The organism is Streptomyces sp. NPDC107522, from assembly GCF_055657525.1.
In genome coordinates this window covers 605,575-626,303 of the sequence record NZ_JBVKAU010000002.1, presented here as the reverse complement: position 1 = coordinate 626,303, position 20,729 = coordinate 605,575, and the positions used below count along the sequence as shown (strand labels likewise).

Genomic DNA, 20,729 nt, shown 5'->3' with positions numbered 1-20,729 from the left:
ATCGAAAAACGTCAACATAGAGGCATGTCGAAACAAGAGCTTGAGGTGATCGGCCAGGACGCCGCCTGCTGCCCGGGCCTGTCCGCGGCGCCGCTGGACGAGGACCAGGCGGCCGACCTGGCGAAGGTCTTCAAGGCCCTGGGCGACCCGGTCCGGCTGCGCCTGATGTCGTTGATCGCCGCGCGCGGTGAGGGCGGCGAGGTCTGCGTGTGCGAGCTGACCCCGGCCTTCGACCTGTCCCAGCCCACCATCTCCCACCACCTCAAGCTGCTGCGGCAGGCCGGGCTCATCGACTGCGAGCGGCGCGGGACCTGGGTCTACTACTGGGTGCTGCCCGGCGTCCTGCACAAGCTCGCCGCGTTCCTGTCCACCGCGCAGCCCGCCGGAGCCGGCGCGTGAGCGCCTCTCTCGCCCGCCGGGTCGCCGCCGAAGCCGTTGGGACCGGGCTTCTGGTGGCGGTGGTGGTCGGCTCCGGCATCCAGGCCACCGAGCTGTCGAACGACGTCGGTGTACAGCTGCTCGCCAACTCCCTCGCCACGGTCTTCGGCCTGGGCGTGCTCATCCTGCTCTTCGGGCCGGTCTCCGGTGCGCACTTCAACCCGGTCGTCACGCTCGCCGCCTGGTTCACCAGCCGCCGCGATCCGGATGGGCCGGCCCTGCGGGACGTCGCCGCGTACGCGCCCGCCCAGATCATCGGCGCCATCGGCGGGGCGATCCTGGCCGACGCGATGTTCGCCAAGCCGCTGGTCAAGTTCTCCGCCCACGACCGGTCCGCCGGTCACCTGCTGCTGGGCGAGGTCGTCGCGACGGCCGGGCTGATCCTGCTGATCTTCGGCCTCAACCGGATCGGCCGCGCCGCGCTCGCCCCGGCTGCGGTGGCCTCCTACATCGGGGCCGCGTACTGGTTCACCTCCTCCACGTCCTTCGCGAACCCGGCGGTGACCATCGGCCGGGCGTTCACCGACACCTTCGCCGGCATCGCCCCTGCCTCCGTGGCCCCGTTCATCGCTGCCCAGTTGCTGGGAGCCGTGCTCGGGTTGGGGGCCGTCGTTGTGGTCTACGGCCGCCCTGCTCCCGTCCGGGATGAGGTCGTCGTCCCGCACGGCGAGCCGGAACCCGCCGTCTCCTGACCGATCCGTTCTCCCAAGAAAGCCCCTGCACATGAGCTCTTCCGCCACGCCGCGTCCGTCGGTGCTGTTCGTCTGCGTCCACAACGCCGGCCGCTCCCAGATGGCCGCCGCCTTCCTCACGCACTTCGCGGGCGACCGCATTGAGGTCCGCTCCGCCGGCTCGGCTCCCGCGGACACCGTCAACCCGGCCGTGGTCGAAGCGATGAGCGAGGTCGGCATCGACATTTCCGCCGAGACCCCGAAGATCCTCACGGTGGAGGCCGTCCAGGCATCCGACGTCGTGATCACCATGGGGTGCGGCGACACCTGCCCCGTCTTCCGCGGCAAGCGGTACCTCGACTGGCATCTCGACGACCCGGCCGGGCAGGGTGTTGAGGCCGTACGCCCCATCCGCGACGCGATCGAGACCCGCGTCCGGGCGCTGATCTCGGAAGTGGCACCCGGCTGAGGGCCCGGCCACTCGCGCGGGTTCAAGGCCCTGGTCAACTTCCGGTTGGCTTCCCGGGCAGCCTCCAGTTCGGCATCCCGCTCCTCCAGGGACGCCGTCAGGTCAACGGTCTGCTGTTCCAGTCGCGTGATCGTCCGCTGGAATTCCTCGACATCGGCAGGGCAACGAGGCCCGACTCGAGCCATACCCACTCCCCCAGTGCCTTGGACAGACGCTTCTCCAACTGCCGGAGGCGGGCGACGGGCCGGGGGGGCGTGCCTGCGCGTCGGTGCCTGGGGTGAGGCCCGGCTGACGGGCGTGGCGCCCGCGGGATCCTGCGCGGCGGGCTCGAGTTCAGCGGAACGGAGCAGGGCGAGCAGGACGCGGTGGCGGTAGAGGAACGTGCGGTCCACCCCGGCCTGCCGGGCGATGCCGGCCATGCGGGTGGGGACGCCCGCGGCCACGGCATGCGCACGGTCCTGGCTCGCCGAACTGCCGTTGACGCTGCTGTCGTACGACAGCCCCCGCACCACCCGGCGGTGTCACCCGGGGGCCCCACCCCGACCGGGCTCAGGATCGGCCGGGGCGGGTGTTCGGAGGGTGGGGGACTTCTCGGCGAGGAGGGCCGTGCGGAGGGCGGAGTGCAGGCGGGGCGTGTTCGTCCACTCGCGGTCCCGCGTCGGAGGGATCTGCCAGCACAGACCGGGGCTCATGACGCGGTGTAACGGGGGGATCGCCACGTGGGAGCCCCGGCCGAGGACGCGCACCTGCGGGAGGTCCCAGTCGGCTGCGGAGCCGGGAGGAACCAGCCAGTACAGGCGCCCGCTGAAGCCGTCCCTGATCACTGCTCCCGTCTCGTCGCCGAGGTGCCGGAGTGCGTCGGCTCCGAGGGCGATCGGCACGCGTACGGCGTCCCACCACCCACCCGCGGGCACGATCCGCACCTCGACACTTCCCGGTTGCATCCACCACGGGGACCTGCGGACTGTCATCCCACTCACCGGCTCTCCGATCCGACACCCCGACCGTAGGGCGCAAGCGCACCGCCGAATTGCCCCCGGGCGCAAAGAAGTTGTCCCCGTGCGCAGCGTGCGCCCACCGCTCTCGCCCGGACACGCTACGTCCAAGTAGCTTTACCGGTCGTATCGATGTGCGAGCTCCAGGGAGACTTCCATGGGACACCCCCGCCCCTTAGTGATCGACCCGACCGGCCGCGACATCCACGGCGAGGCCGCCCGCATCCGCGAGCGTGGACCGGTGACCCTCGTCGAACTGCCCGACGGCGTCCAGGCCTGGGCCGTCAGCAGTCCCGACCTCCTCAAGCGCCTGCTCACCGACCCACGCGTGTCCAAGGACCCGCGCCGGCACTGGACTCGGTGGATCAACGGCGAGATCGCCCCGGAATGGCCGCTGTTCACCTGGGTCGCGGTGCAGAACATGTTCACCGCCTACGGAGGCGAGCACAAACGGCTGCGTGCTCTCGTCTCCAAGGCTTTCACCGCACGCCGCACCGCGGCGCTCCGGCCGCGTATCGAGGAGATCGCCGCGGCGCTGTTGGACCGTATGGAGCAGGCCGGACGGCACGGCCAAGTCGTCGATCTGCGCGAGGAGTTCTGCTATCCGCTGCCGATTCAGGTGATCAGCGAACTCTTCGGCCTGCCCGAGGAGCAGGGGGCGGAGCTACGGGCCGTCGTGGACGGCGTCTTCCACACCTCCGCCACCCCGGAGGAAGTCACCGACATCTACGCACGGTTCTACGCGGCGCTGGGCGAACTCGTGGCACTCAAGCGACGGTCGCCGGGCGACGACCTGGCCTCGGCGCTCATCGCGGCGCGCGACGACGGCGACTCCGGGCTGAGCGAGCAGGAGCTGCTCGACACCCTGGTGCTGATGGTCAGCGCCGGCCACGAGACCACGGTCAACCTGATCGACAACGCCAGCCACCTCCTGCTCACGCATCCGGACCAGCTCGCCCACGTCCGCTCCGGCCGCGTCTCCTGGGACGACGTGGTCGAGGAGGCGCTGCGCGTGGAGGCACCCGTCGCCAGCCTGCCGCTGCGGTACGCCGTCGAGGACCTCGTGATGAGCGAGTTCGGCGGCCCGGACGGGATGGTGATCGGCAAGGGCGAGGCCATCCTCGCCGCGTACGCGGCCGCCGGGCGTCACCCCGGGAAGTACGGCGAGGACGCCGACCGCTTCGACGTCACCCGCGTCGACAAGGAGCACCTGGCCTTCGGCCACGGCGTGCACTTCTGCCTGGGCGCCCCGCTGGGGCGGCTCGAGGCCCGCATCGCGCTGCGGGCACTCTTCGACCGCTTCCCCGGCCTCCGACTCGCGGTGTCCCAGGACGAGTCGGAGCCGGTCGACTCCTTCATCTCAAACGGCCACCGCTCCCTTCCGGTGCGCCTGTCCTGATCACTCGCCGCGCCACCACGCCAGCAGCCGAGCGGCCCATCCGCGCCGCTCGGGGCCGGCCTCGGACACCGCGGGTGGGGGCGGCGTCGGCGGGGTGCGCTCCGTCGGCGGCTCGTCACCGGCGGCCGACGGAGTGACGGTGGCCGCCGGGAACGTCACGGGCAGTGCGGCCAGCGCACGGTGGAAGGGGCCCGGCCGCCAGGCCAATTCCCCGGCCGGTACGGCGAGTTCGACGTCGGGAAGCCGGTCGAGCAGCTTCTCCACGGCCACCGCCGCGATCAGCCGGGCCGGACTCTGCGCCGGGCAGTTGTGCGGGCCCGCGCTCCACGCCAAGTGGGCGCGGTTTCCCGCACGCTGATCCACCGTCAGCGACGGGTCGGTGTTCGCCGCGGCGAGACTGACCACCAGCGGATGCCCCGCGCGCAGCACCAGCCCTTCGTAGACGACGTCGTGGACCGGGTAGTGCACGGCGTAGTTGGCCATGGGCGGGTCGGTCCACAGCACCTCGTCGAGGGCGTCCTCCACCGGCAGGCTGCCGCCCGAGAGGCTGCCCGCGAACCGGTCGTCGGACAGCAGCAGTCGCAGGCTGTTGGCGATCAGGTTCTGCTGCGGCTCGGTGCCCGCGCCCATCAGCAGGACGAGGGTGTGCACCATCTCCTCGTCGGTGAGCCCTGCGGCGTGGTCCATGAGCCAGGACGTCACATCCGGCCCGGGTCGCCGGCGCTTCAGCGTGACGAGGTCGAGCAGCGTCGTCGCGAGGAGTTCGTTCGCCTTCTCGGCGTCCACTCCGTCGAAGATCCCGGACATCCCGCGCACCAGCCGCTCACCGTAGTCGTCCGGGCAGCCGAACAGGCGGTTGAAGACCAGCAGGGGAAGCACCTGGGCGTATTCGCCGAGCAGATCGGCCTGCCCGGCCGGGGCGATGCGGTCGATGAGCGTGTCCGCGCTCGCCTCGACGTAGCCGCGCAGGGTGGCGGGATCGACCCGGGCCAGGCTGTCGGTGATCGCGCCGCGCAGTCTGCGGTGTTCCGCGCCGTCGGACCACAGCGCGTTCGGCCGGTACATCATCATCGGCACGACCGGGCTGTCCAGGGGGACGGTGCCGTCGGCGAGGTCTTTCCAGCGGCGGGGGTCCTTGGAGAACGTCTCGGTGCTGCGCAGCACGTGCAGGGCGGCGTCGTATCCGACGACGAGCGAGGCGCGCACGCCGGGCGCCAGCTCGACGGGCGCGATCGGGCCGACGTCACGCAACCGCCGGTACACGGCGGCCGGATCGGCGGCGAAGTCGGGCCCGTACAAGGACTCGTGCGCGGGGCAGCCCGGCGGCGGGGAAGACGGTACGGGGGATGCGGAGGTCACGCGTGCTCCAGGTGGCCGTCGGGGGTCTCCCCGCTCGGGCGGGGCCGAGCGTGGGAGAGGGTCAGGAGGTACTCGGCGAGATGGATGAGGGCCCGCGTGGACGAGACCCGGTCGCGGGCGTCGCAGCGCACGAGGGGGGTTTCGGGCAGCAGGTCGAGGGCCTCGCGCACCTCGTCGAGTTCGTACGCGGGAGCGTCGTGGAACTGGTTGAGGGCGACCGCGTACGGCAGTCCGTGCTCCTCCAGCAGGCCCATGACCTCGAACGACTGGCTGAGGCGGCGGGTGTCGGCGAGGACGAGCGCGCCGAGCGCGCCCTGCGTCATGTCCTGCCACAGCCGGGTGAAGCGCTGCTGGCCCGGGGTGCCGAAGAGGTAGAGCACCAGGCGGTCGTTGAGGGTGAGCCGGCCGAAGTCGAGGGCGACCGTGGTGGTCGTCTTGTCCCGCGTGCCCGCCAGGTCGTCGACGAGGGCGCCGGCCTCGGTCATGACCTCCTCGGTGCGCAGGGGCCGGATCTCGGAGAGCGTGCCGACGAACGTGGTCTTGCCGACCGCGAAGTGGCCCACGATCAGCAGCTTGACCGCCGTCTGCACACTGGGCCGCAGGTAGACGCCGTCAGAGGCGGGCGCGGAGTCCATCGAGCACCTCCTGGAGGATTCGGGCGTCGGTCGGCCGGGCGGCGGGAATCGGCGCGCGGGTGACGATGTGGCCGCTGTCCATGAGGTCGGCGATCAGCACTTTGGCCACGCCCACCGGCAGCGACAGATGGCCGGCCACCTCGGCGACGGACAGGGCCCCGGGCCGGCACAGCTCCATGAGCCTGCGCTTTTCCGGGTTGAGACCGGTCAGCGGCAGATCGCCGGTCGCGATCAGCAGGGTGACCAGGTCCAGGGTGTTGCGGGTGGGGTGGGCGCGGCCGTCCGTGACGACGTACGACCGCACCAGCCTGTCTCCTGGGCGGCGCCGCGGGGTCATGCCGGGCTGCCGGTGTCCTGCCGGGCGGGGCTGGTCAGCTCCTTGCCGAGCCGGTCGACGAGTTTGTGCATACGGTAGGTGACCGCCTCCATGTCGACGTCCGCGCCGGTGGAGACCGCGAGGTAGGCGCCCTCGCCGGCGGCGACCAGGAAGACGTAGCCGTCCGCGAACTCGATCAGGGTCTGCCGCCACGGGGTGTGCGGGGTGCCGCAGAACTCGGCCGTGCTGCGGCTGATCGACTGGACGCCGGACAGGCCCGCGGCCAGCCGTTCGGCGTCGTCCCGGTCGATGTCCTTGGAGAAGGCGCGGAGCATGCCGTCGGCGGAGAGCAGGATCGCGTGCCGCGCCTGCGGGACCTTCAGCACCTCGTCCAGCATCCAGCCCAACGTGTTGTTGGTGGGCCCGGTCATTCGTGGCTGTTCCCTTCGTCGTCGTGGAGCGGGTGCTGGGCGGCCCTGCCGGAGCGGGTGCCGCGTGCGAAGGCGCCCATGCGCCGGGCGTTCTCCTCGGCCGAGCGGCCGCCGACATCGTCGGCCGGTGCGGGCTGCTCCGCGGCCGGTCGCCGTGCGGAGCGGCGACGGCGCCTGGGGAGGCCCCCTGGCGTGGTCGCCTCCGCGGGTCCGGGAGCGGGTTCGGGTTCGGGATCGAGATCGGGGATGGGTGCGGGGGCAACCGGATCGGCGGTGAGCGTTGTGCCGGACGAGGCCACGTGCGCAGGTGAGTGCGCGGGCGCTGCGGCGGACGTGGGCGCTGGGACCGCGGCGTTGGTGGGTGCGGGCTGTTCGGCGGACGGCGCGGGCGCCTGGACAGCGTCCAGGTGCGTGAGCAGGGCGCTCGGCAGGAACACCACGGCGCGTACACCGCCGTACGGAGAGAGCGTGTCCACGGAGACGCTGAACCCGTAGCGATTGGTGAGCGCCCCGATGACGGCGAAGCCGAAGCGGGGCGGGTCGCCGAGCCGGGTGATGTCGACCGCGTCTGCGCCGGCGAGCAGTTCGGCGGCGTGCTCGGCCGCCCGGCCGTCCATGCCGACTCCGGCGTCGTCGATCACCACGCAGGCGCCGTTGTGCACCGTCTGGACGGTGACCTCGACGGTCGTGCCCGGTTGCGAGTGACGTGCCGCGTTGTCTAGGAGTTCGGCGACCGCGAGCACCACCGGTTCGACCGCCCGGCTCCGCACGGCGATGTCGACCTCGCCGTTGATACGGATGCGCCGGTAGTCGCGGATGCGGGAGGTGGCGCCGCGTACGACCTCGACGAGCGCGGAGGTGGCGCGCTGGCGGCCGGGCCACGAGCCGCACAGCACGGCGATGGCCTGGGCGCGGCGGCCGAACTGGGCGTTGGTGTGGTCGATTTCGAGCAGGTCGCGCAGCACGCCGGGGTTGTCGTGCCGGTCCTGCATCTCGGAGATGGACACCTGCTGTTCGTTGGCCAGGGCCTGGATGGAGCGCATCGACGCCTTCAGGGCGGCCTTCGCCGACTGGTCGGCACGCGACCGGGCGTACTCGGCCGCGCCGGCGAACCGCTCCAGGACCGCGTCGAGGCATTTCGCGAACTCCGTGTCGGCGAGCCGGTCGTCGAGCAGACCGACGGCCGGGACCTGCTCGCGGGGCGCGTCCTCCAGGGCCGGCAGCCGGGCCGAGACGAGGTGCCGGAGTTCCTCGTCCCGCGCCCGCAGACCGTCCCTCAGCTCGGCGTTCCGTCTGCGCTGCCGTGCGCTGATGCCGCGTTCGCGCAGCAGCAGCACGGCTACGGCGAACAGAGCCACGGCCAGGCACCAGAACACCGCCTCCGGTATCCGTTCCGTCATCAAGTCCTCACAGCAGGTGGCGGGTCGACGAGCGCACGACGGTAGTGCCGCCTCCGCTTGCCCACTTGTCCGTGCGCGCAGAGAAGTTGTCGTGGGACGCAGGCGCGTGCGTGGGACCGGCCGATCGCGACGATCTTGCCCCTGGCGTAGGCCAATGCGGCCGGGACGAGTTCCGGAAACCGATTGCTGGTCCCTAGTCTGCGCCGAGTGGCAGCCCGCGGGCACAAGGGAGTTCCGGGCTGCTCTCACGGCCGTCGGGACACGTCGCAGTGAAGGGGATACGTTGCCCACGGGAAGCTATGTCGTGGAGACGACGAGGACCGCCGAGGTCGAAGCGCGCGAGCAGACCGATCTGTGGAGTGAGCGCGTCGCGGCGTACCAGACCCGGATGGACTACAGGTATGCCCGTGCCGAGGTCTTCCGCGGCGAGATGGTCCGGCAGCGCAGTGACACGTACCAGGTCGTCACGTGGGACAGCGACCAGATCGAGTACGCCCGTACGCCGGGCCTGATCCGCCAGATGCCGGACCCCGACTACCGGCTGCTCTTCCCGCTCTCCGGCGAACTGCAGCTGCGGCAGGACGACCAGGAGGTGCGGCTGACGCCGGGCACGGGCAGCTTGATCACACTCGGTGCGCCCTTCGAGATACTTCACGACGCGTCCCTGCGCGGGGTCATCATGTCGATCCCGGCGCAGGAGATCGACGGCCCGCTGAACCGGAAGGCGCCGCTGGCCACCGGGCTCGATCTGACCAAGGGGCTGGGCCGCGTGCTGCACTCCGTGGTGCGCAGTCTGAACGAGGAGCGCGACCACCTCGACACCCGGCAGTTCGACGCCGTCTGCGATCGCGTCGTCGAACTGCTCTGCATGCTCGCCTGCGGCGACGACCGTCCCGACGCACCGGGGCATCTGACCGAGGTCGAGGCGGTGGTCCGCCGCTACGTGCGCGATCACGCGGCCGATCCCGACCTCTCCGGCAACTCCATGGCCCGCGCCCTCGGCTGGTCCCTGCGCCAGGTACAGCTCGCACTCCAGCACGCGGGCACCACGCCCCGCGACCTGATCCGCGAGGAGCGCCTGCGTCTGGTCCGCGAGCGTCTCCTGTGCGCCGACTGCGAGCACATGACGATCACGGATCTGGCGTACGCCTCCGGCTTCTCCTCGGGCAGCGCCCTGAGCACGGCCTTCCGCCGACGCTTCGGGGTGAGCCCCCGGGAGATGCGCCACAAGGGCCGCTGATCCCACGCCCACCGGGTCGGCCTGCGGGCTCGCCGTCGGCTTAATAAGGAACGAGGAGGACAGTCCAACGTCCAGCGCGGCAGGCCCCTCTGGAGTCACTCCCCGGCGAGCGGGCCTGACCAGGCGCATGCCGGTTGCTGGCCAGCCACGAAACGGGGGCCGCTGTCAGCGAACGACCACCCAACGCGCATCCGCAGGCCAAGAGCCCGTGCCAACGATGTGCTCCACGAGCCCGAATGCCTCACCGATGGGAACGGTGTCCTCATTCGGATACTCGTCGTCCTGCCCGTTGGAGAGGACGAACCCGCCGCTCGATCCCTCAGCCCCCGGGTCCACGGCATGCTCACCGGGATCGCCCTCTTCTTCGAGCAGCATCACCATCGCCCGCTCGGTATTCGTCACGAAGGCCAGCGACCGTCCGGAGGAACTGGTCAGCCACGTCTCAAGCTGCCCGCCCTCGATCCTAGACCGAAGAGCCTCCAGCACCACCTCGGACGACACAGGGACAGGGCTGTCGCTATCGATCACCCAGAACTCGATCACGAGCACGACGATCTCACGGACCGAACTCAGAGACCTTCCCTAGCGGCGACTATCGCGTTCGATCGCCACCATGGCAGCGTCGTCGCCCAGATGCCCTCCAGGCGTATGGGCGAGGAGGTCTTCCTGCAGATGACGCAGGAGTCCCTGAGGCTCGCCTTCGGGAACGGCGCCCATACGCTCGGGCAGCGGATAAAAGGCCCCCGAGCCGTCGCGGGCCTCGATGACGCCGTCGGTGTACAGCAAGAGAGTGTCGCCGGGCTCGAACGGGAAGGTCTTCGCGGCGAAGGGGGAGGCGCTGAAGTCGGTGAGGCCCAGGGGCGGGGCCGGATCGCTCACCTCGAGCGAGATGACCTGTCCGTTGTGCAGCAGCAGAGGCGGTGGGTGTCCGCAGTTGATCAGGTGCAGGACCGGTGTGTCGTCCGGGATGTCGAGGACGGCGGCGGTGATGAAGGCTTCGCTGTGGGATCCGGGTTCCGACAGGGCCGCTGCCGGGTCGTCCAGGTCCGAGGAGACCGTTCCTTCCAGATAGGCCACCAGCGCGGCAAGGTCGGCCTGCCGGTGGGCGGCGGAGCGGAAGGCGCCGAGAAGGAGGGCGGCGTCACCGATCGCCTCCAGGCCCTTCCCCCGGACGTCACCGACGATGAACCGGGTCCCCTGCTTGGCACGCGCCGCGGCGAACAGGTCACCGCCGATCTGCGCCTCGGCCTCGGCGGCCAGGTAGACCGAGGCGATGCGCAGCGGGCCGATCCGGTGCGGCAGCGGTCGTATGACGACCTGCTGTGCAGCCTCCGCCACAGAGCGCAACTGCATCAGTTCTCTCTCGTGTCGCTCGCGCCGGTGGGCGAACAGCGTGACGAACACCGAGATCAGAACAAGCGCGGTGAGCTGGAAGCTGTGGTTGAGGTCGACGAGGCTGGTGCGCACGATCGCCACAACGGCCTGGGCCAGCACCGCGACCGCTCCGACGCACCCGGTGGTCCAGGGGCCCGCGAACGATGCGGTGATGGCGGGAGCGGCGGCCAGGAAAGGGCCGAGGTGCACTTCGGCGGGAGCAAGGATGTCGCCCACCGCGACGATGACGATCAGCCCGAACGGTACCGCCAGCAAAGCCAGATGCGGCTCCCGTGATCGGCGATGACTGCCGCGCAGTCCTCGAGCGCCCATGAAACCTGGATACACCCCCGTGACGCTTTGCACCTCCCCTGACCAGTGCAGGTTTCAGCGCGGGGTGGCCGGATGCAACGGGCGCAGGTGACCGCTTACGGCATTCTGATCACGATCGCGTGAATCCGCAGGTCAGAGGCCGGCTACGGGAACGTTCCTCCCGGGGATCTCCTTCGCGCCGCAAGGGCCGACGGTACGGAACCCTTCTCGTCCACGTCGTGGCGCACAGGGGGTGGACGCGCTGCCGGATCGGGACGCCGAAGCCTTCGGCGCCTGGCTGCGCGAGCATCCCGGCGCCGAGGTCACAAGATCACCCCGTGGATCTCGGTCATGAGGTTCCCGTTCCCGGCCACAGCCGGGCGGAGGCGTCTGTCCATGCACCCATGCCGAAGCGGCCGCCCACGGCATCCTCTTCGTACCGGCCGCGCCCATCCAGCCAGGTCTCCAGCCACTCGGTGAGACTGGCTGCCTCGACGAACCACGCCGTGGAAACGTCCTGACCTCTGATGGCGTTGGGTTCGAAGAGCAGAACTGTTCCCGCTTCCGTGCGGCAGTCCACGCACGCGAACATCGCGCAGCCCCAGTCCAGCACCGGCACGACCCCCGTGGGCCAGGACCACCAGGTCGTCGTACCTTCCGACGGAATCCTGCCCAGGTACTCCCGCACGAGCGACGACTCGAAATCCGAATCCGGCTCGCCGCAGAGAGGCAGCACGGAGTCATCAGGCCCAAAGCCCCCATTGCCCACCCTCAGATAGAGGGCAGCGAGCAGGGGATGCAGCCTGAAGCCCAGCATCCGCTCGGCATTGGTCACCTCAGCTGCAGTCACCGGAGGCCGCAACAACTCACTTCCTGTAGCTGCGGCCGCAACACGGCCGATCAACTCATCAAAGTCACCCACCGCCGCATCATCGCCGACGCCCTCCCCGACAGCCACGTGCCGATGCTCGAACTGGTCGGAACACCAAGCGCAACGCCGGCACGGTCACTGTCCTCCTCGGCCGCGCGGGCGGCCTGTCCGGTACCGGTGCCAAGTCCTACTCCCAGGACGCCTCCGGCATCACCGGCACCCCGGAGACCGACGACCAGTTCGGCGCCTCCCTCAAGCTCACCGACTACACCCGCGACGGCCGCGCAGACCTCATGATCGACACCAACGAACAGCTGGGCCACGAGGACCGCTGGGGCCTCGTCCACCTGCTGAAGGGCTCCGGCTCGGGCATCACGACGACGGGCTCGAAGGCCTACTCCGTGACGTCGCTGAAGCTGTCGTATTCGCGACTGGGCGGGCCGTTCGCACGCTGAGTCCGCTGAAGCGCCGGTGATGGGACGCGATCTGCTCAGGCTTCTACGTCGGGCGGACTCCGTCGAGGAGGTTGCTGACGAGTGCGACGATGAAATCGTCGGTGACCGGTTCGTCGGGGATGAGCAGTCGATGGTAAACGGCGCCCCAGAGCTGGTCGACGAGGACTTGTACGTCGATGCCGGTGCGGATCTGGCCGAGCTCCTGAGCCCGGTGGAGGCGCTCCGCCGCCAGCCGGCGTCGGTGCGAGGAGTACATCTTGCGGTAGGCGGTGGCCAGGTCCTCGTCGGTCTGTGACTCGCCGATCAGCTCGGCCAGGACACGCCCGCCTGGGGTCTTGGTCATGACGTGGGCGAAGGCGCGGAGTTGGGTGAGCAGGTCGGCGCGGATGTCTCCGGTGTCGGGGAAGGCGAGCGTTTCCTCGACGGCGTGGAAGTAGCCGTCCAGGGCGAGCGCACCTTTGGAGGGCCACCATTTGTAGAGGGTGGTCTTGCTGACGCCCGATGCCCTGGCGACGCGTTCGAAGGTGAGGTCGGCGATGCCTTCGGTGAGCAGCAGGTCGCCGACGGTGCGCAGGACGTCTGCTCGGACCTCGTCCGCCGGCCTACGCCCTCGTCCGCGGCCGTTGCCTTCCTTGGCGGCGGGGCCGTTCACCTTGTTCACCACGTGTGCTCCTGCTCGGTTGCGGGGATCGTGTCAGTTTCCAGGCGGGCGCCGCCCGCGGTCGAGTCGGTGGGCGGCGTCGCGGCCGGTGTCACGGGGTGATCCGCAGGCTCGCGATCAGCCCGTCGCGCAGATGGAATGTCATCGGGCCGGTGCCGTTGTGGCCGTTGCCGGTCACGGTCAGGGTCGCGACACAGGTGTCCGGGGATGAGCCGGGCTCGATCGCGTGCAGTTCGAAGTGCGCCTGGACGCCGATGTTGTCGGTGCGGTCCCAGGCGCGCACGCCGTCGCGGCCGTGGTACTCGCGGCCCCAGTCGTCGAGGTGGGCGTCGTGGGTGAACGCGGCGGCGAAGGCCTCGGCGTCGCCGCGGTTGGTCGCGTCGATGAACGTCCTGATGGCGGCCGGCGTTTCGATGCTGGTCATGGTGACTGCCTCGGTGGTGAAGGGAGCCGGGACGGGAGGGCTGGCGTCCCTCCCCGACCCGGGCCCAGGGTTTCAGCGCTGGACGGTGAGCAGGTCGGCGAGGTCGATGCGGGTGAGGAATTCACGGCGGATGCCGTCCGCAATCTCGGAGACCTCCTCGGATCCGTCGTCGGCGGGGTCGATGTGAACGCGGTAGGGGCGCTGCCCGGCGGGCAGGGCGACGATACGGGCGATCTCGTCGGAGACCAGCGACGCGGTCGCGCCCTCGGGGGCGAGAGCGGCGAGTTTGGTCGCCACCTGGTCCATCAGGCCGGCGTATCTGGTCTCGTACTCGGCCTCTACGGCGGTGTCGTCGGGGCGGCCGGAGTGGGCGAAGTGGTTGGTGCCGCTGGTGAACGAGCCGGGGACGATGATCGAGGTTTCCACGCCCCAGCGGGCGAGTTCTGCGGCGTAGGACACCGCGAGGGAGTCCATGCCGGCCTTGGCGGCGAAGTAGGGGGCGAGGTACGGCGGGGTGCCGCCCTTGACACTGGTACTGGACACCCAGACCACCAGTCCTTGTCCACGTCGCCGCATGCCCGGCAGCGCGGCGCGGTTGACGCGCTGGGTGGACAGCACGTTCACGTCGTAGAGCTCGGCGAGCTGGTCGGGGGTGAACGCCTCGGCCGGACCGGTCACCATGTGCCCGGCGTTGTGGATCAGCACGTCGATATGGCCGTGCTCGGCCTCGATCCGTGCGATGGCGGTGTCGACCGAGTCCTGGGAATTCACGTCGAGCTCGATGGAGCGCAGTTCGACGTCGTGCTCGCCGGCGTAGTCGGCGGCGGCCCGGACCTGGGGCGCGTTGCGGCCGGTGGTCTGGCGCATGCCGGCGTAGACCGTGTGGCCGGCGTCGGCCAGCGCGCGGGCCGTGAGGGCCCCGAAACCGCTGGAGGCGCCGGTGATGACGACGACGGTGCCGGTGGTGGACATGGACGTGGTTCCTTTCAGCAGTGAGAGCCAGGGGTGGGAGGTCCAGGTGCGGGATCTCCGGGTGCGGCAGAGGTGGGAGCTCCGGGCGCGGGATCTCCGGGTGCGGCAGGGGTCAGGCGAGGCCGCCGTTGGCGTAGAGGATCTGTCCGTTGACCCAGCGTGCGGGGCCCGCGAGGAATGAGACGACCTCGGCGATGTCCTCGGGCCGGCCCAGCCGCTCGAGCGGGGTCGCCTTGGCGAAGTTGGCGATGGTGGCATCGTCCTTGCCGTCCAGGAACAGCGGTGTGGCGGTGGGGCCGGGCGCGACGGCGTTGACGGTGATGTCCCGGCCGCGCAGCTCACGGGCCAGGGTGAGGGTGAGGCCCTCGACCGCGGCCTTGCTGGCGACGTAGGCGCCGTAGGTCGGCAGCTGGGTGCGGACCACCGAGGTCGAGAAGTTGACGATCGCGCCACCCGGGCGGACGCGGCGCGCCGCCTGCTGGGACACGACGAACGTGCCGCGGATGTTCGTGCGGTGCATCCGGTCCAGGTCGGCGAGGTCGAACGTGGCGATCGGCGCCAGGATCATGATGCCGGCGGTGTTCACGACGACGTCGACGCCACCGAAGGCCGACTCGACCGCGTCGAACGCCGCGCTCATCGCGGTCTCGTCGGCCACATCGCCTCCCACGGCGAAGGCCCTGCCGCCGGCCGCGTTGATCGCGTCGACGGTTTCCTCGGCCCTGGCCTTGTTTCCCGCGTACTGCACGGCGACCGCGAAACCGTCCTGGGCAAGCCGCTCGGCCACGACACGGCCGATGCCGCCCGAGCCGCCGGTGACCAGTGCGACGCGGTTGGTGGTGGGGGTACTCATGGTGTTCTCCTTCCGACCCTGCAAATGAACGGCACGTTCATATAAACACTTAATGAACGCGTCGTCCATATCCGTGGGCAAGATTCTTCCGGACGAGCGAGGACGAACGCCGGGCCTCGCACGTCCCAACGGTGCCGTCCTGCGGGCGCTCGCACGGACACTGCACCACTCCGACGCCGAGTACGAACTGGCCTGGCGTTACGTGGATCTCCGCCCGGCTGGGGCCGGAGATTGCCGCAGAGAGCCCCGACCGCTGCCTACGTTGGCGACGACCGGGGCTTGCTTGCTTCCAGCAGCGGTAGGAAGACGTGCGTGTGAACGTCAACAGCGGTCTGGGCTGGCGGCACGACGGTGACGGCGATGACGCCGGGGCGCCCAGCTCCGTGTTCGCCGGCCGTCAGCCCTCGAAGCGCTGCCGGGCGGACTCGATGTGCCGGAAGTAGCGGTAGGTCCACTCGCACATCCCGTCGACCGTCGCCCGCAGTCCGTGGCCCGCTTCGGTGAGGGTGTACTCGACGCGGGGCGGGACCGTGGGGTGGACGGTCCGCTCGACCAGGCCGTTGCGCTCCAACATGCGCAGGTTCTGGGTGAGCATCTTGTGGCTGATGCCCTCGACCCGGCCGCGCAGCTCGCTGAAGCGCAGGGTGCCCTCCCCCAGGGCCTCGATGATCAACAGCGCCCACTTGTTGGCGACGTCGGAGAAGATCTCCCGCGCCAGGGAGTCGGCACGCCGCAGGTTTGCATCCTCGTCCGAGCCGCTGAACTGCTTGGTCACCATCAGGTTCCCCAGTCACTGGAAAGTGCGTTCTTCCATGTCAACGCACACTCTCCTACGGTTCCTTAGTAACCACAAGAGACCACAAGGGTCTGGTTCGACGAGCACGGGCTCACCGGAGCCCGGACGAGGAGGCGGACAGCATGGCCATCACCCTGAAGAACCCCGACGGACTGCCGACAATCGATGTTTACCGGCAGGTGGCGATCGCCTCCGGTTCGAAACTGGTCTTCATCGCCGGGCAGGTCGCCTGGGACGCGGAAGGCGTCACGGTCGGCGAGGGCGACCTCGCCGCGCAGGTCGAGCAGTGCTACCTCAACATCGCCACCGCGCTGGCCGGGGCCGGCGGTTCCTTCGACGACGTGGCGAAACTGACCTTCTACGTCGTCGACTGGACCGCCGACAAGATGCCTGCGCTCCTGGAGGGAGTCTCCCGGGCGGCCGCGAAGCTGGGGGTCACTCCGGTGCCGCCGGCCACGCTGATCGGCGTCGCGGCGCTGGACCTCCCCGAGCATCTGGTCGAGATCGAAGCCACCGCAGTCCTCGGCTGAACAGGGCCACCGAGCACCGGAGCGCCCGGCCGTCGAGTCGGCTACGCCCTACCGGGCGAACTTCGGATCTCGGCGTTCAAGAAGGACCCGGTGCGGACGGCCCGCGGCCGGAACTGAACGGCGGTGCCGCCGCCGCGCCACCCGTGCCGTGTCCGTCTCTGGCCGCGGGCATGTTGACGGCCGGGCGGCCGTCCTCGGCGAGTACCACGACGGCATCGTCCTCGCCCAGGGTCAGCGGCGCGGTCTTGGGGGGATTGAGGAAGATGCCGTAGGTCGGAGGTTCGTCGCTGTGCCGCGCGATCCGGTAGCCGATGGCTGTCTCTCCCTGTTGCCGGGCCGCCTCGATGACCGTGGCGAAGTTCGCCGGTGTTTCCGGAAGGACGTAATTGGTGGCCGGCTTGAGGTAGATCTCCGATCCCGCCGGATCGAAGAGATCGGTGAACACGGCGTAGAGGTGACGGTCCTCGACGAGTTGCGTCAGCAGAAGGCTGATTATCTTGGTGCTGACGATGAAGTCGTCCGCCTTGGTGACCTGGGCGATCTCGCGGTTGGCGTCGTTGTTCATCTCGGTGACGATCGAGTACGGGCTGCCGTGGCGGATGGCGATGTCGCGGAGGTGAAGCAGCGTCACCAAGGTGCGGTCATCGGCCCATTCGGGGTCGATGTCGTCATCGGTCAGAACGATGATGTTCCGGTAGCCGTCCAGTCCCAGGGACTCCAGCGAGGGCCGGAGGGTGGGCTCGCAGGGTTTGTAGTCCACTGTGAGGTTCTCCAAGTGCTCCTGGAGGTCGTTCTCGGGGCGTTGCGTCGCCGCGATGTCGATCAGTGATCCGGGCTCGACCAGGCAGTCCAGCAGCCTGATGATCTTTGCCGAGCGGGAGTTCCAGCCGATCATGAGCGTGCGGTCGGGTGTCGGAGGCCGGCCGGGGGCGGAGGTGATCGCCGAGCCGACGATCGTGGGCCGGGTGTCTGCCGGCCGGATGAGCAGGTCGTCCTCGGCCAGGACGAGCATCTCGTCATCGCGGGCGATGACCGTGTTCATCGGCGGGTTGACCAGTGACTCACCGCACTTCCTGCGCAGACCGACCGGGATGCCGAGGTCGAATCCGTTGAGCGCCTCCCCGTACGTGGTGCCGGCCAGCCCGGTTACGGGGTAGGGATATATCTCGTTGCCGACGAAGCTGAGCATTTCGTTGAAGACGGTGGACAGGCCGGTCTGCCGGTGCGACTGCACGATGAGGCGCACGGCGACGTCGTCGACGTCGATCACCAGGGCGTCCTCGCCGGCGGCGAGGCGGGCAGCCGCCAGATTGGGCGACCTCCGCACGGCTGCAACGATGTTCGGGCGCGGGCCGCTCCACGGCCGGTTGTTCAGGAGCAGCAGAGTCTTGATGACATCGGTGTCGCCGTCGTCCGCGACGGGGGGCAGCACCATGATGGACTTGGCCGCGTCCAGGCTCACCAGTTCCAGATCCGCCCGCTGAAGGGGGCTGCCGCAGCGGCAGATCACCCGTGTGTGTCCGGTGTCCGGGATCCTTCTGCGGATCTCGTCCTCCATCTGGATCTTGTCGCGCTCGGTGAGGATCACGACACACGAACGCCGCTCACTCTGGTTGGCCTCGACCAACTCCGCGATCACCGTGAAGACTTGTTCCGACCAGCCGAGCACCACGGTGTGCCCGCGCTCGATCAGCCGGGACTTGCCCCGCCGCAGTTCGTGGATGCGGGCCTCCAGGCCGGCGGTCAGCACACTGATGAGGGCGCTGACGATGAAGATCCCGCCGACGGTCGCGGTCAGCATGAGGCCGAGGAACAGCGGGCCTCCGGCGTCCCCGCCCATCGTGCCGGGGTCGAGCGTACGCAGCAGGCTCATCCAGGCCACGCCCAGCCAGCCGCCGTTCTTCTCGGTGTCCTCGTCGGTGAACGCGACCACCAGAGACGTCACCAGGACGATCAGCACGACGGAGGCCAGGGCCAGCCAGCCGATCAAGGCCTGCGTCCCCCGGTCCATCGTCCCGTCGAACCAGTACCGCAACCGCTCCCGCAGTCTCGCGTGCACTGCCGAAGACCTTCCCTCCGCTGCCGGTGGCCCTCCCCTGAGCACCGGGTGATTCCTACCGTCGACACGATCATCCAATCGCGGGAACACAGGGGGCGCAGATGATGGAGGGGGCGCAGAGATGCAGACAGCAGCGGATGAGCCACGCGGCCCCGCGCTGACACCGCCCTTGTCCGGCGGCCGGCCCCGCTACGTGATCGTGGGCGCGGTCATCGGCTCGTACCGGGCCCGGCCGACCCGCACCGTCGGTAGCCGGGAACGCCGCGGGCCGTGCCGCAGGCCCCGACGACGAACGGCGGGTGGGAGACAGTCCCTTGTCACACGGGGATGAAATTCCGTTCCGGAGGACTCAACTCCCCCAAAGCCAAAGGCGATTCGCTCAGGCATTCGCTCTCGCGCTGCCATATTCGACAACCACTTCGGAGGTGGTTGTGACCAAAGAGGCGACGACATCCGGTCCGGCGCAGGTGGTTGACCACGCGCCCCGGAGCACCGCGGAACGCATCACCGACCTGGCCCACCGCCATCAACAGGCCCTGGTGCCGGGCGGGGCGAGGAGGCGCGGGGAGTTCGGGGCCCGGGAGCGGATCGAGCGGTTGGTGGACAAGGGATCCTTCGCCGAGACCGGCCTGTTCGTGCGGGCACGGCCCACCGGGGACGGCGGCCGACGGCCCCACGGTGACGGGGTGGTCACCGGGTACGGCACGGTCGACGGGCGCCGGGTGTGCGTGTTCGCCCAGGACTCCGCGGTCTTCGGCGGCAGCATGGGCGAGGCGTTCGGCGAGAAGACTGTCGCCCTCATGGACCTCGCCCTGAAGACCGGCTGCCCGGTCGTCGGGCTCAACGACGGCGGCGGCGCCCGGATCCAGGAGGGCGTCGCCTCGCTGGCCCTCTATGCCGAGCTGGTGCGACGCAACGTGCAGGCGTCCGGCGTGATTCCGCAGATCTCGGTCGTTCTGGGGCCGTGCGCGGGCGGGGCGGCCTACTCTCCGGCGATCACCGACTTCACCGTGATGGTCGACGGCGCCTCGCACATGTTCGTCACCGGCCCCGACGTCATCGAGACGGTCACCGGCGAGCGCGCCACCGCCGAGGAGTTGGGCGGCGCCCTCACCAGCAACACCGTCAACGGCAACGCGCACTTCCTCGCGGCCGACGAGGAGGACGCCATGGACGTCGTACGCGATCTGCTGTCGTATCTGCCGGCCAACAACCTGGAGCGGCCCCCGGAGTACGCGCCCGGCGAGGTCTTCACCGGGGACAGGCTCGATTCCGTCGTCCCGGACCGGCTCGGGCAGGCCTACGACATGCGGGAGATCCTGCGGGCGGTGGTCGACGACGGTGAACTGCTGGAGGTGCAGGAGCTGTTCGCACCGAACATCGTCTGCGCCCTGGCGCGGGTCGAGGGCCGCTCGGTCGGCGTCGTCGCCAACCAGCCGCTGCACGCCGCCGGGGTCCTCGACATCGACGCCTCCGAGAAGGCCGCGCGGTTCGTACGGTTCTGCGACGCGTTCGGCATTCCGCTGCTGACCTTCGCCGACGTCCCGGGCTATCTGTCCGGCGTACGACAGGAGCGCGGCGGCATCATCCGCCGCGGCGCCAAGCTGCTGTACGCCTATGCCGAGGCGACCGTCCCCAAGGTCACGGTCGTGGTGCGCAAGGCGTACGGCGGCGGGTACGCCGTGATGGGTTCCAAGCACCTCGGGGCCGACATCAACCTCGCCTGGCCCACCGCCCGCATCGCCGTGATGGGAGCCGAGGGGGCGGTGGGCGTCCTGCACCGGCGCGAGCTGGCCGCCGCCGACGATCCCGAGGCGCTGCGCGCCCGCCTGGTCGCCGCCTACGAACGCACCCACGGCACGCCCTACCTCGCCGCCGAACGCGGATACGTCGACGCCGTGATCGCCCCTCGCGACACCCGCGACCACATCTGCCGCGCCCTGAACGCCCTGCACGGCAAACGCGCGCCACTGCCCCAGCGCAGGCACGGCAACATCCCGCTCTGAGACCCGAGGGGCCCCACGGGGCCTCCCCCACCGCTCCGCCGGGGCCTCCCGACGATCCGCGAA

23 protein-coding genes are annotated in these 20,729 nt (G+C 70.0%); 8 read left to right on the top strand and 15 right to left on the bottom strand.

The features are described from left to right. Positions 1–24: 24 nt before the first annotated feature. Genes ACZ7L6_RS08110 through ACZ7L6_RS08100 form a run of 3 tightly spaced genes read left to right on the top strand, consistent with a single transcriptional unit; the run spans position 25 to position 1,578 of the window. Complete coding sequence (locus ACZ7L6_RS08110; protein ID WP_471921151.1) at positions 25–399, top strand: ArsR/SmtB family transcription factor; 375 nt, start codon at positions 25–27, stop codon at positions 397–399. Then, a complete protein-coding gene (locus tag ACZ7L6_RS08105) occupies positions 396–1,130 on the top strand; it encodes an aquaporin (RefSeq protein WP_471921150.1) in 735 nt (244 codons plus the stop codon). The genes ACZ7L6_RS08110 and ACZ7L6_RS08105 overlap by 4 nt, the downstream gene beginning before the upstream one ends. Positions 1,131–1,161: 31 nt before the next feature. Continuing rightward, the gene (locus tag ACZ7L6_RS08100) at positions 1,162–1,578 is read left to right on the top strand and encodes an arsenate reductase ArsC (protein ID WP_471921149.1); all 417 of its coding nucleotides are present in this window, start codon (positions 1,162–1,164) and stop codon (positions 1,576–1,578) included. A gap of 521 nt (positions 1,579–2,099) precedes the next feature. Here ACZ7L6_RS08100 and ACZ7L6_RS08095 read toward each other — a convergent pair. Continuing rightward, a complete protein-coding gene (locus tag ACZ7L6_RS08095) occupies positions 2,100–2,522 on the bottom strand; it encodes a hypothetical protein (RefSeq protein WP_471921148.1) in 423 nt (140 codons plus the stop codon). A gap of 208 nt (positions 2,523–2,730) precedes the next feature. On the opposite strand from ACZ7L6_RS08095, the gene ACZ7L6_RS08090 reads away from it, so the two are divergent. Further along, positions 2,731–3,972: a cytochrome P450 family protein gene (locus ACZ7L6_RS08090; RefSeq protein ID WP_471921147.1), complete on the top strand. Its 1,242-nt coding sequence runs from the start codon at positions 2,731–2,733 to the stop codon at positions 3,970–3,972. Here the strand turns inward: ACZ7L6_RS08090 and ACZ7L6_RS08085 are convergent, their stop codons facing one another. Genes ACZ7L6_RS08085 through ACZ7L6_RS08065 form a run of 5 tightly spaced genes read right to left on the bottom strand, consistent with a single transcriptional unit; the run spans position 3,973 to position 8,113 of the window. Continuing rightward, the gene (locus ACZ7L6_RS08085) at positions 3,973–5,331 is read right to left on the bottom strand and encodes a cytochrome P450 (protein WP_471921146.1); all 1,359 of its coding nucleotides are present in this window, start codon (positions 5,329–5,331) and stop codon (positions 3,973–3,975) included. It abuts the gene before it with no gap. After that, positions 5,328–5,966: a GTP-binding protein gene (locus ACZ7L6_RS08080; protein ID WP_471921145.1), complete on the bottom strand. Its 639-nt coding sequence runs from the start codon at positions 5,964–5,966 to the stop codon at positions 5,328–5,330. The genes ACZ7L6_RS08085 and ACZ7L6_RS08080 overlap by 4 nt, the downstream gene beginning before the upstream one ends. Further along, the gene (locus ACZ7L6_RS08075; protein ID WP_471921144.1) at positions 5,944–6,303 is read right to left on the bottom strand and encodes a DUF742 domain-containing protein; all 360 of its coding nucleotides are present in this window, start codon (positions 6,301–6,303) and stop codon (positions 5,944–5,946) included. The genes ACZ7L6_RS08080 and ACZ7L6_RS08075 overlap by 23 nt, the downstream gene beginning before the upstream one ends. Next, the gene (locus tag ACZ7L6_RS08070) at positions 6,300–6,713 is read right to left on the bottom strand and encodes a roadblock/LC7 domain-containing protein (RefSeq protein WP_471921143.1); all 414 of its coding nucleotides are present in this window, start codon (positions 6,711–6,713) and stop codon (positions 6,300–6,302) included. The genes ACZ7L6_RS08075 and ACZ7L6_RS08070 overlap by 4 nt, the downstream gene beginning before the upstream one ends. Next, positions 6,710–8,113, bottom strand: a complete 1,404-nt coding sequence (locus ACZ7L6_RS08065; RefSeq protein ID WP_471921142.1) for an ATP-binding protein — start codon at positions 8,111–8,113, stop codon at positions 6,710–6,712. Before ACZ7L6_RS08065 ends, ACZ7L6_RS08070 begins: the two co-directional genes overlap by 4 nt. A 283-nt stretch (positions 8,114–8,396) precedes the next feature. On the opposite strand from ACZ7L6_RS08065, the gene ACZ7L6_RS08060 reads away from it, so the two are divergent. After that, on the top strand, positions 8,397–9,353 hold the full coding sequence (locus tag ACZ7L6_RS08060) for an AraC-like ligand-binding domain-containing protein (protein ID WP_471921141.1): 957 nt from the start codon (positions 8,397–8,399) through the stop codon (positions 9,351–9,353). Between the two features lie 165 nt (positions 9,354–9,518). Here ACZ7L6_RS08060 and ACZ7L6_RS08055 read toward each other — a convergent pair whose 3' ends face one another. The 3 genes from ACZ7L6_RS08055 to ACZ7L6_RS08045 form a co-directional block, all read right to left on the bottom strand. Further along, positions 9,519–9,896 carry a hypothetical protein gene (locus tag ACZ7L6_RS08055; RefSeq protein ID WP_471921140.1) on the bottom strand — a complete coding sequence of 126 codons (378 nt, stop codon included), beginning with the start codon at positions 9,894–9,896 and terminating at the stop codon, positions 9,519–9,521. Positions 9,897–9,935: 39 nt separating this feature from the next. Further along, the gene (locus tag ACZ7L6_RS08050; RefSeq protein ID WP_471921139.1) at positions 9,936–11,060 is read right to left on the bottom strand and encodes a PP2C family protein-serine/threonine phosphatase; all 1,125 of its coding nucleotides are present in this window, start codon (positions 11,058–11,060) and stop codon (positions 9,936–9,938) included. 328 nt (positions 11,061–11,388) lie between these two features. Then, a complete protein-coding gene (locus ACZ7L6_RS08045; protein WP_471921138.1) occupies positions 11,389–11,997 on the bottom strand; it encodes an SMI1/KNR4 family protein in 609 nt (202 codons plus the stop codon). A 206-nt stretch (positions 11,998–12,203) separates the two neighbouring features. On the opposite strand from ACZ7L6_RS08045, the gene ACZ7L6_RS08040 reads away from it, so the two are divergent. Next, entirely contained in the window at positions 12,204–12,365 is a 162-nt protein-coding gene (locus ACZ7L6_RS08040; protein ID WP_471921137.1) for a hypothetical protein, read from the top strand. A 43-nt stretch (positions 12,366–12,408) separates the two neighbouring features. On the opposite strand, the gene ACZ7L6_RS08035 is transcribed toward ACZ7L6_RS08040, so the two are convergent. The 5 genes from ACZ7L6_RS08035 to ACZ7L6_RS08015 form a co-directional block, all read right to left on the bottom strand. Beyond that, the gene (locus tag ACZ7L6_RS08035) at positions 12,409–13,029 is read right to left on the bottom strand and encodes a TetR/AcrR family transcriptional regulator (RefSeq protein ID WP_471921136.1); all 621 of its coding nucleotides are present in this window, start codon (positions 13,027–13,029) and stop codon (positions 12,409–12,411) included. Between the two features lie 88 nt (positions 13,030–13,117). Next, positions 13,118–13,450 (bottom strand): nuclear transport factor 2 family protein, encoded by a 333-nt coding sequence (locus ACZ7L6_RS08030; RefSeq protein ID WP_471921135.1) that lies wholly within the window; start codon positions 13,448–13,450, stop codon positions 13,118–13,120. A 72-nt stretch (positions 13,451–13,522) separates the two neighbouring features. After that, positions 13,523–14,422 (bottom strand): SDR family oxidoreductase, encoded by a 900-nt coding sequence (locus tag ACZ7L6_RS08025; protein ID WP_471921134.1) that lies wholly within the window; start codon positions 14,420–14,422, stop codon positions 13,523–13,525. A 112-nt stretch (positions 14,423–14,534) separates the two neighbouring features. After that, entirely contained in the window at positions 14,535–15,275 is a 741-nt protein-coding gene (locus ACZ7L6_RS08020) for an SDR family oxidoreductase (protein ID WP_471921133.1), read from the bottom strand. A 397-nt stretch (positions 15,276–15,672) separates the two neighbouring features. Next, entirely contained in the window at positions 15,673–16,053 is a 381-nt protein-coding gene (locus tag ACZ7L6_RS08015; protein WP_471921132.1) for a winged helix-turn-helix transcriptional regulator, read from the bottom strand. 140 nt (positions 16,054–16,193) lie between these two features. Between ACZ7L6_RS08015 and ACZ7L6_RS08010 the strand changes: the two genes are divergently transcribed. Further along, positions 16,194–16,601 carry a RidA family protein gene (locus ACZ7L6_RS08010; protein ID WP_471921131.1) on the top strand — a complete coding sequence of 136 codons (408 nt, stop codon included), beginning with the start codon at positions 16,194–16,196 and terminating at the stop codon, positions 16,599–16,601. 76 nt (positions 16,602–16,677) lie between these two features. Here ACZ7L6_RS08010 and ACZ7L6_RS08005 read toward each other — a convergent pair whose 3' ends face one another. Beyond that, entirely contained in the window at positions 16,678–18,660 is a 1,983-nt protein-coding gene (locus ACZ7L6_RS08005) for a CASTOR/POLLUX-related putative ion channel (protein WP_471921130.1), read from the bottom strand. A gap of 431 nt (positions 18,661–19,091) precedes the next feature. On the opposite strand from ACZ7L6_RS08005, the gene ACZ7L6_RS08000 reads away from it, so the two are divergent. Continuing rightward, positions 19,092–20,666: an acyl-CoA carboxylase subunit beta gene (locus tag ACZ7L6_RS08000; RefSeq protein WP_471921129.1), complete on the top strand. Its 1,575-nt coding sequence runs from the start codon at positions 19,092–19,094 to the stop codon at positions 20,664–20,666. Positions 20,667–20,729: the final 63 nt, after the last annotated feature.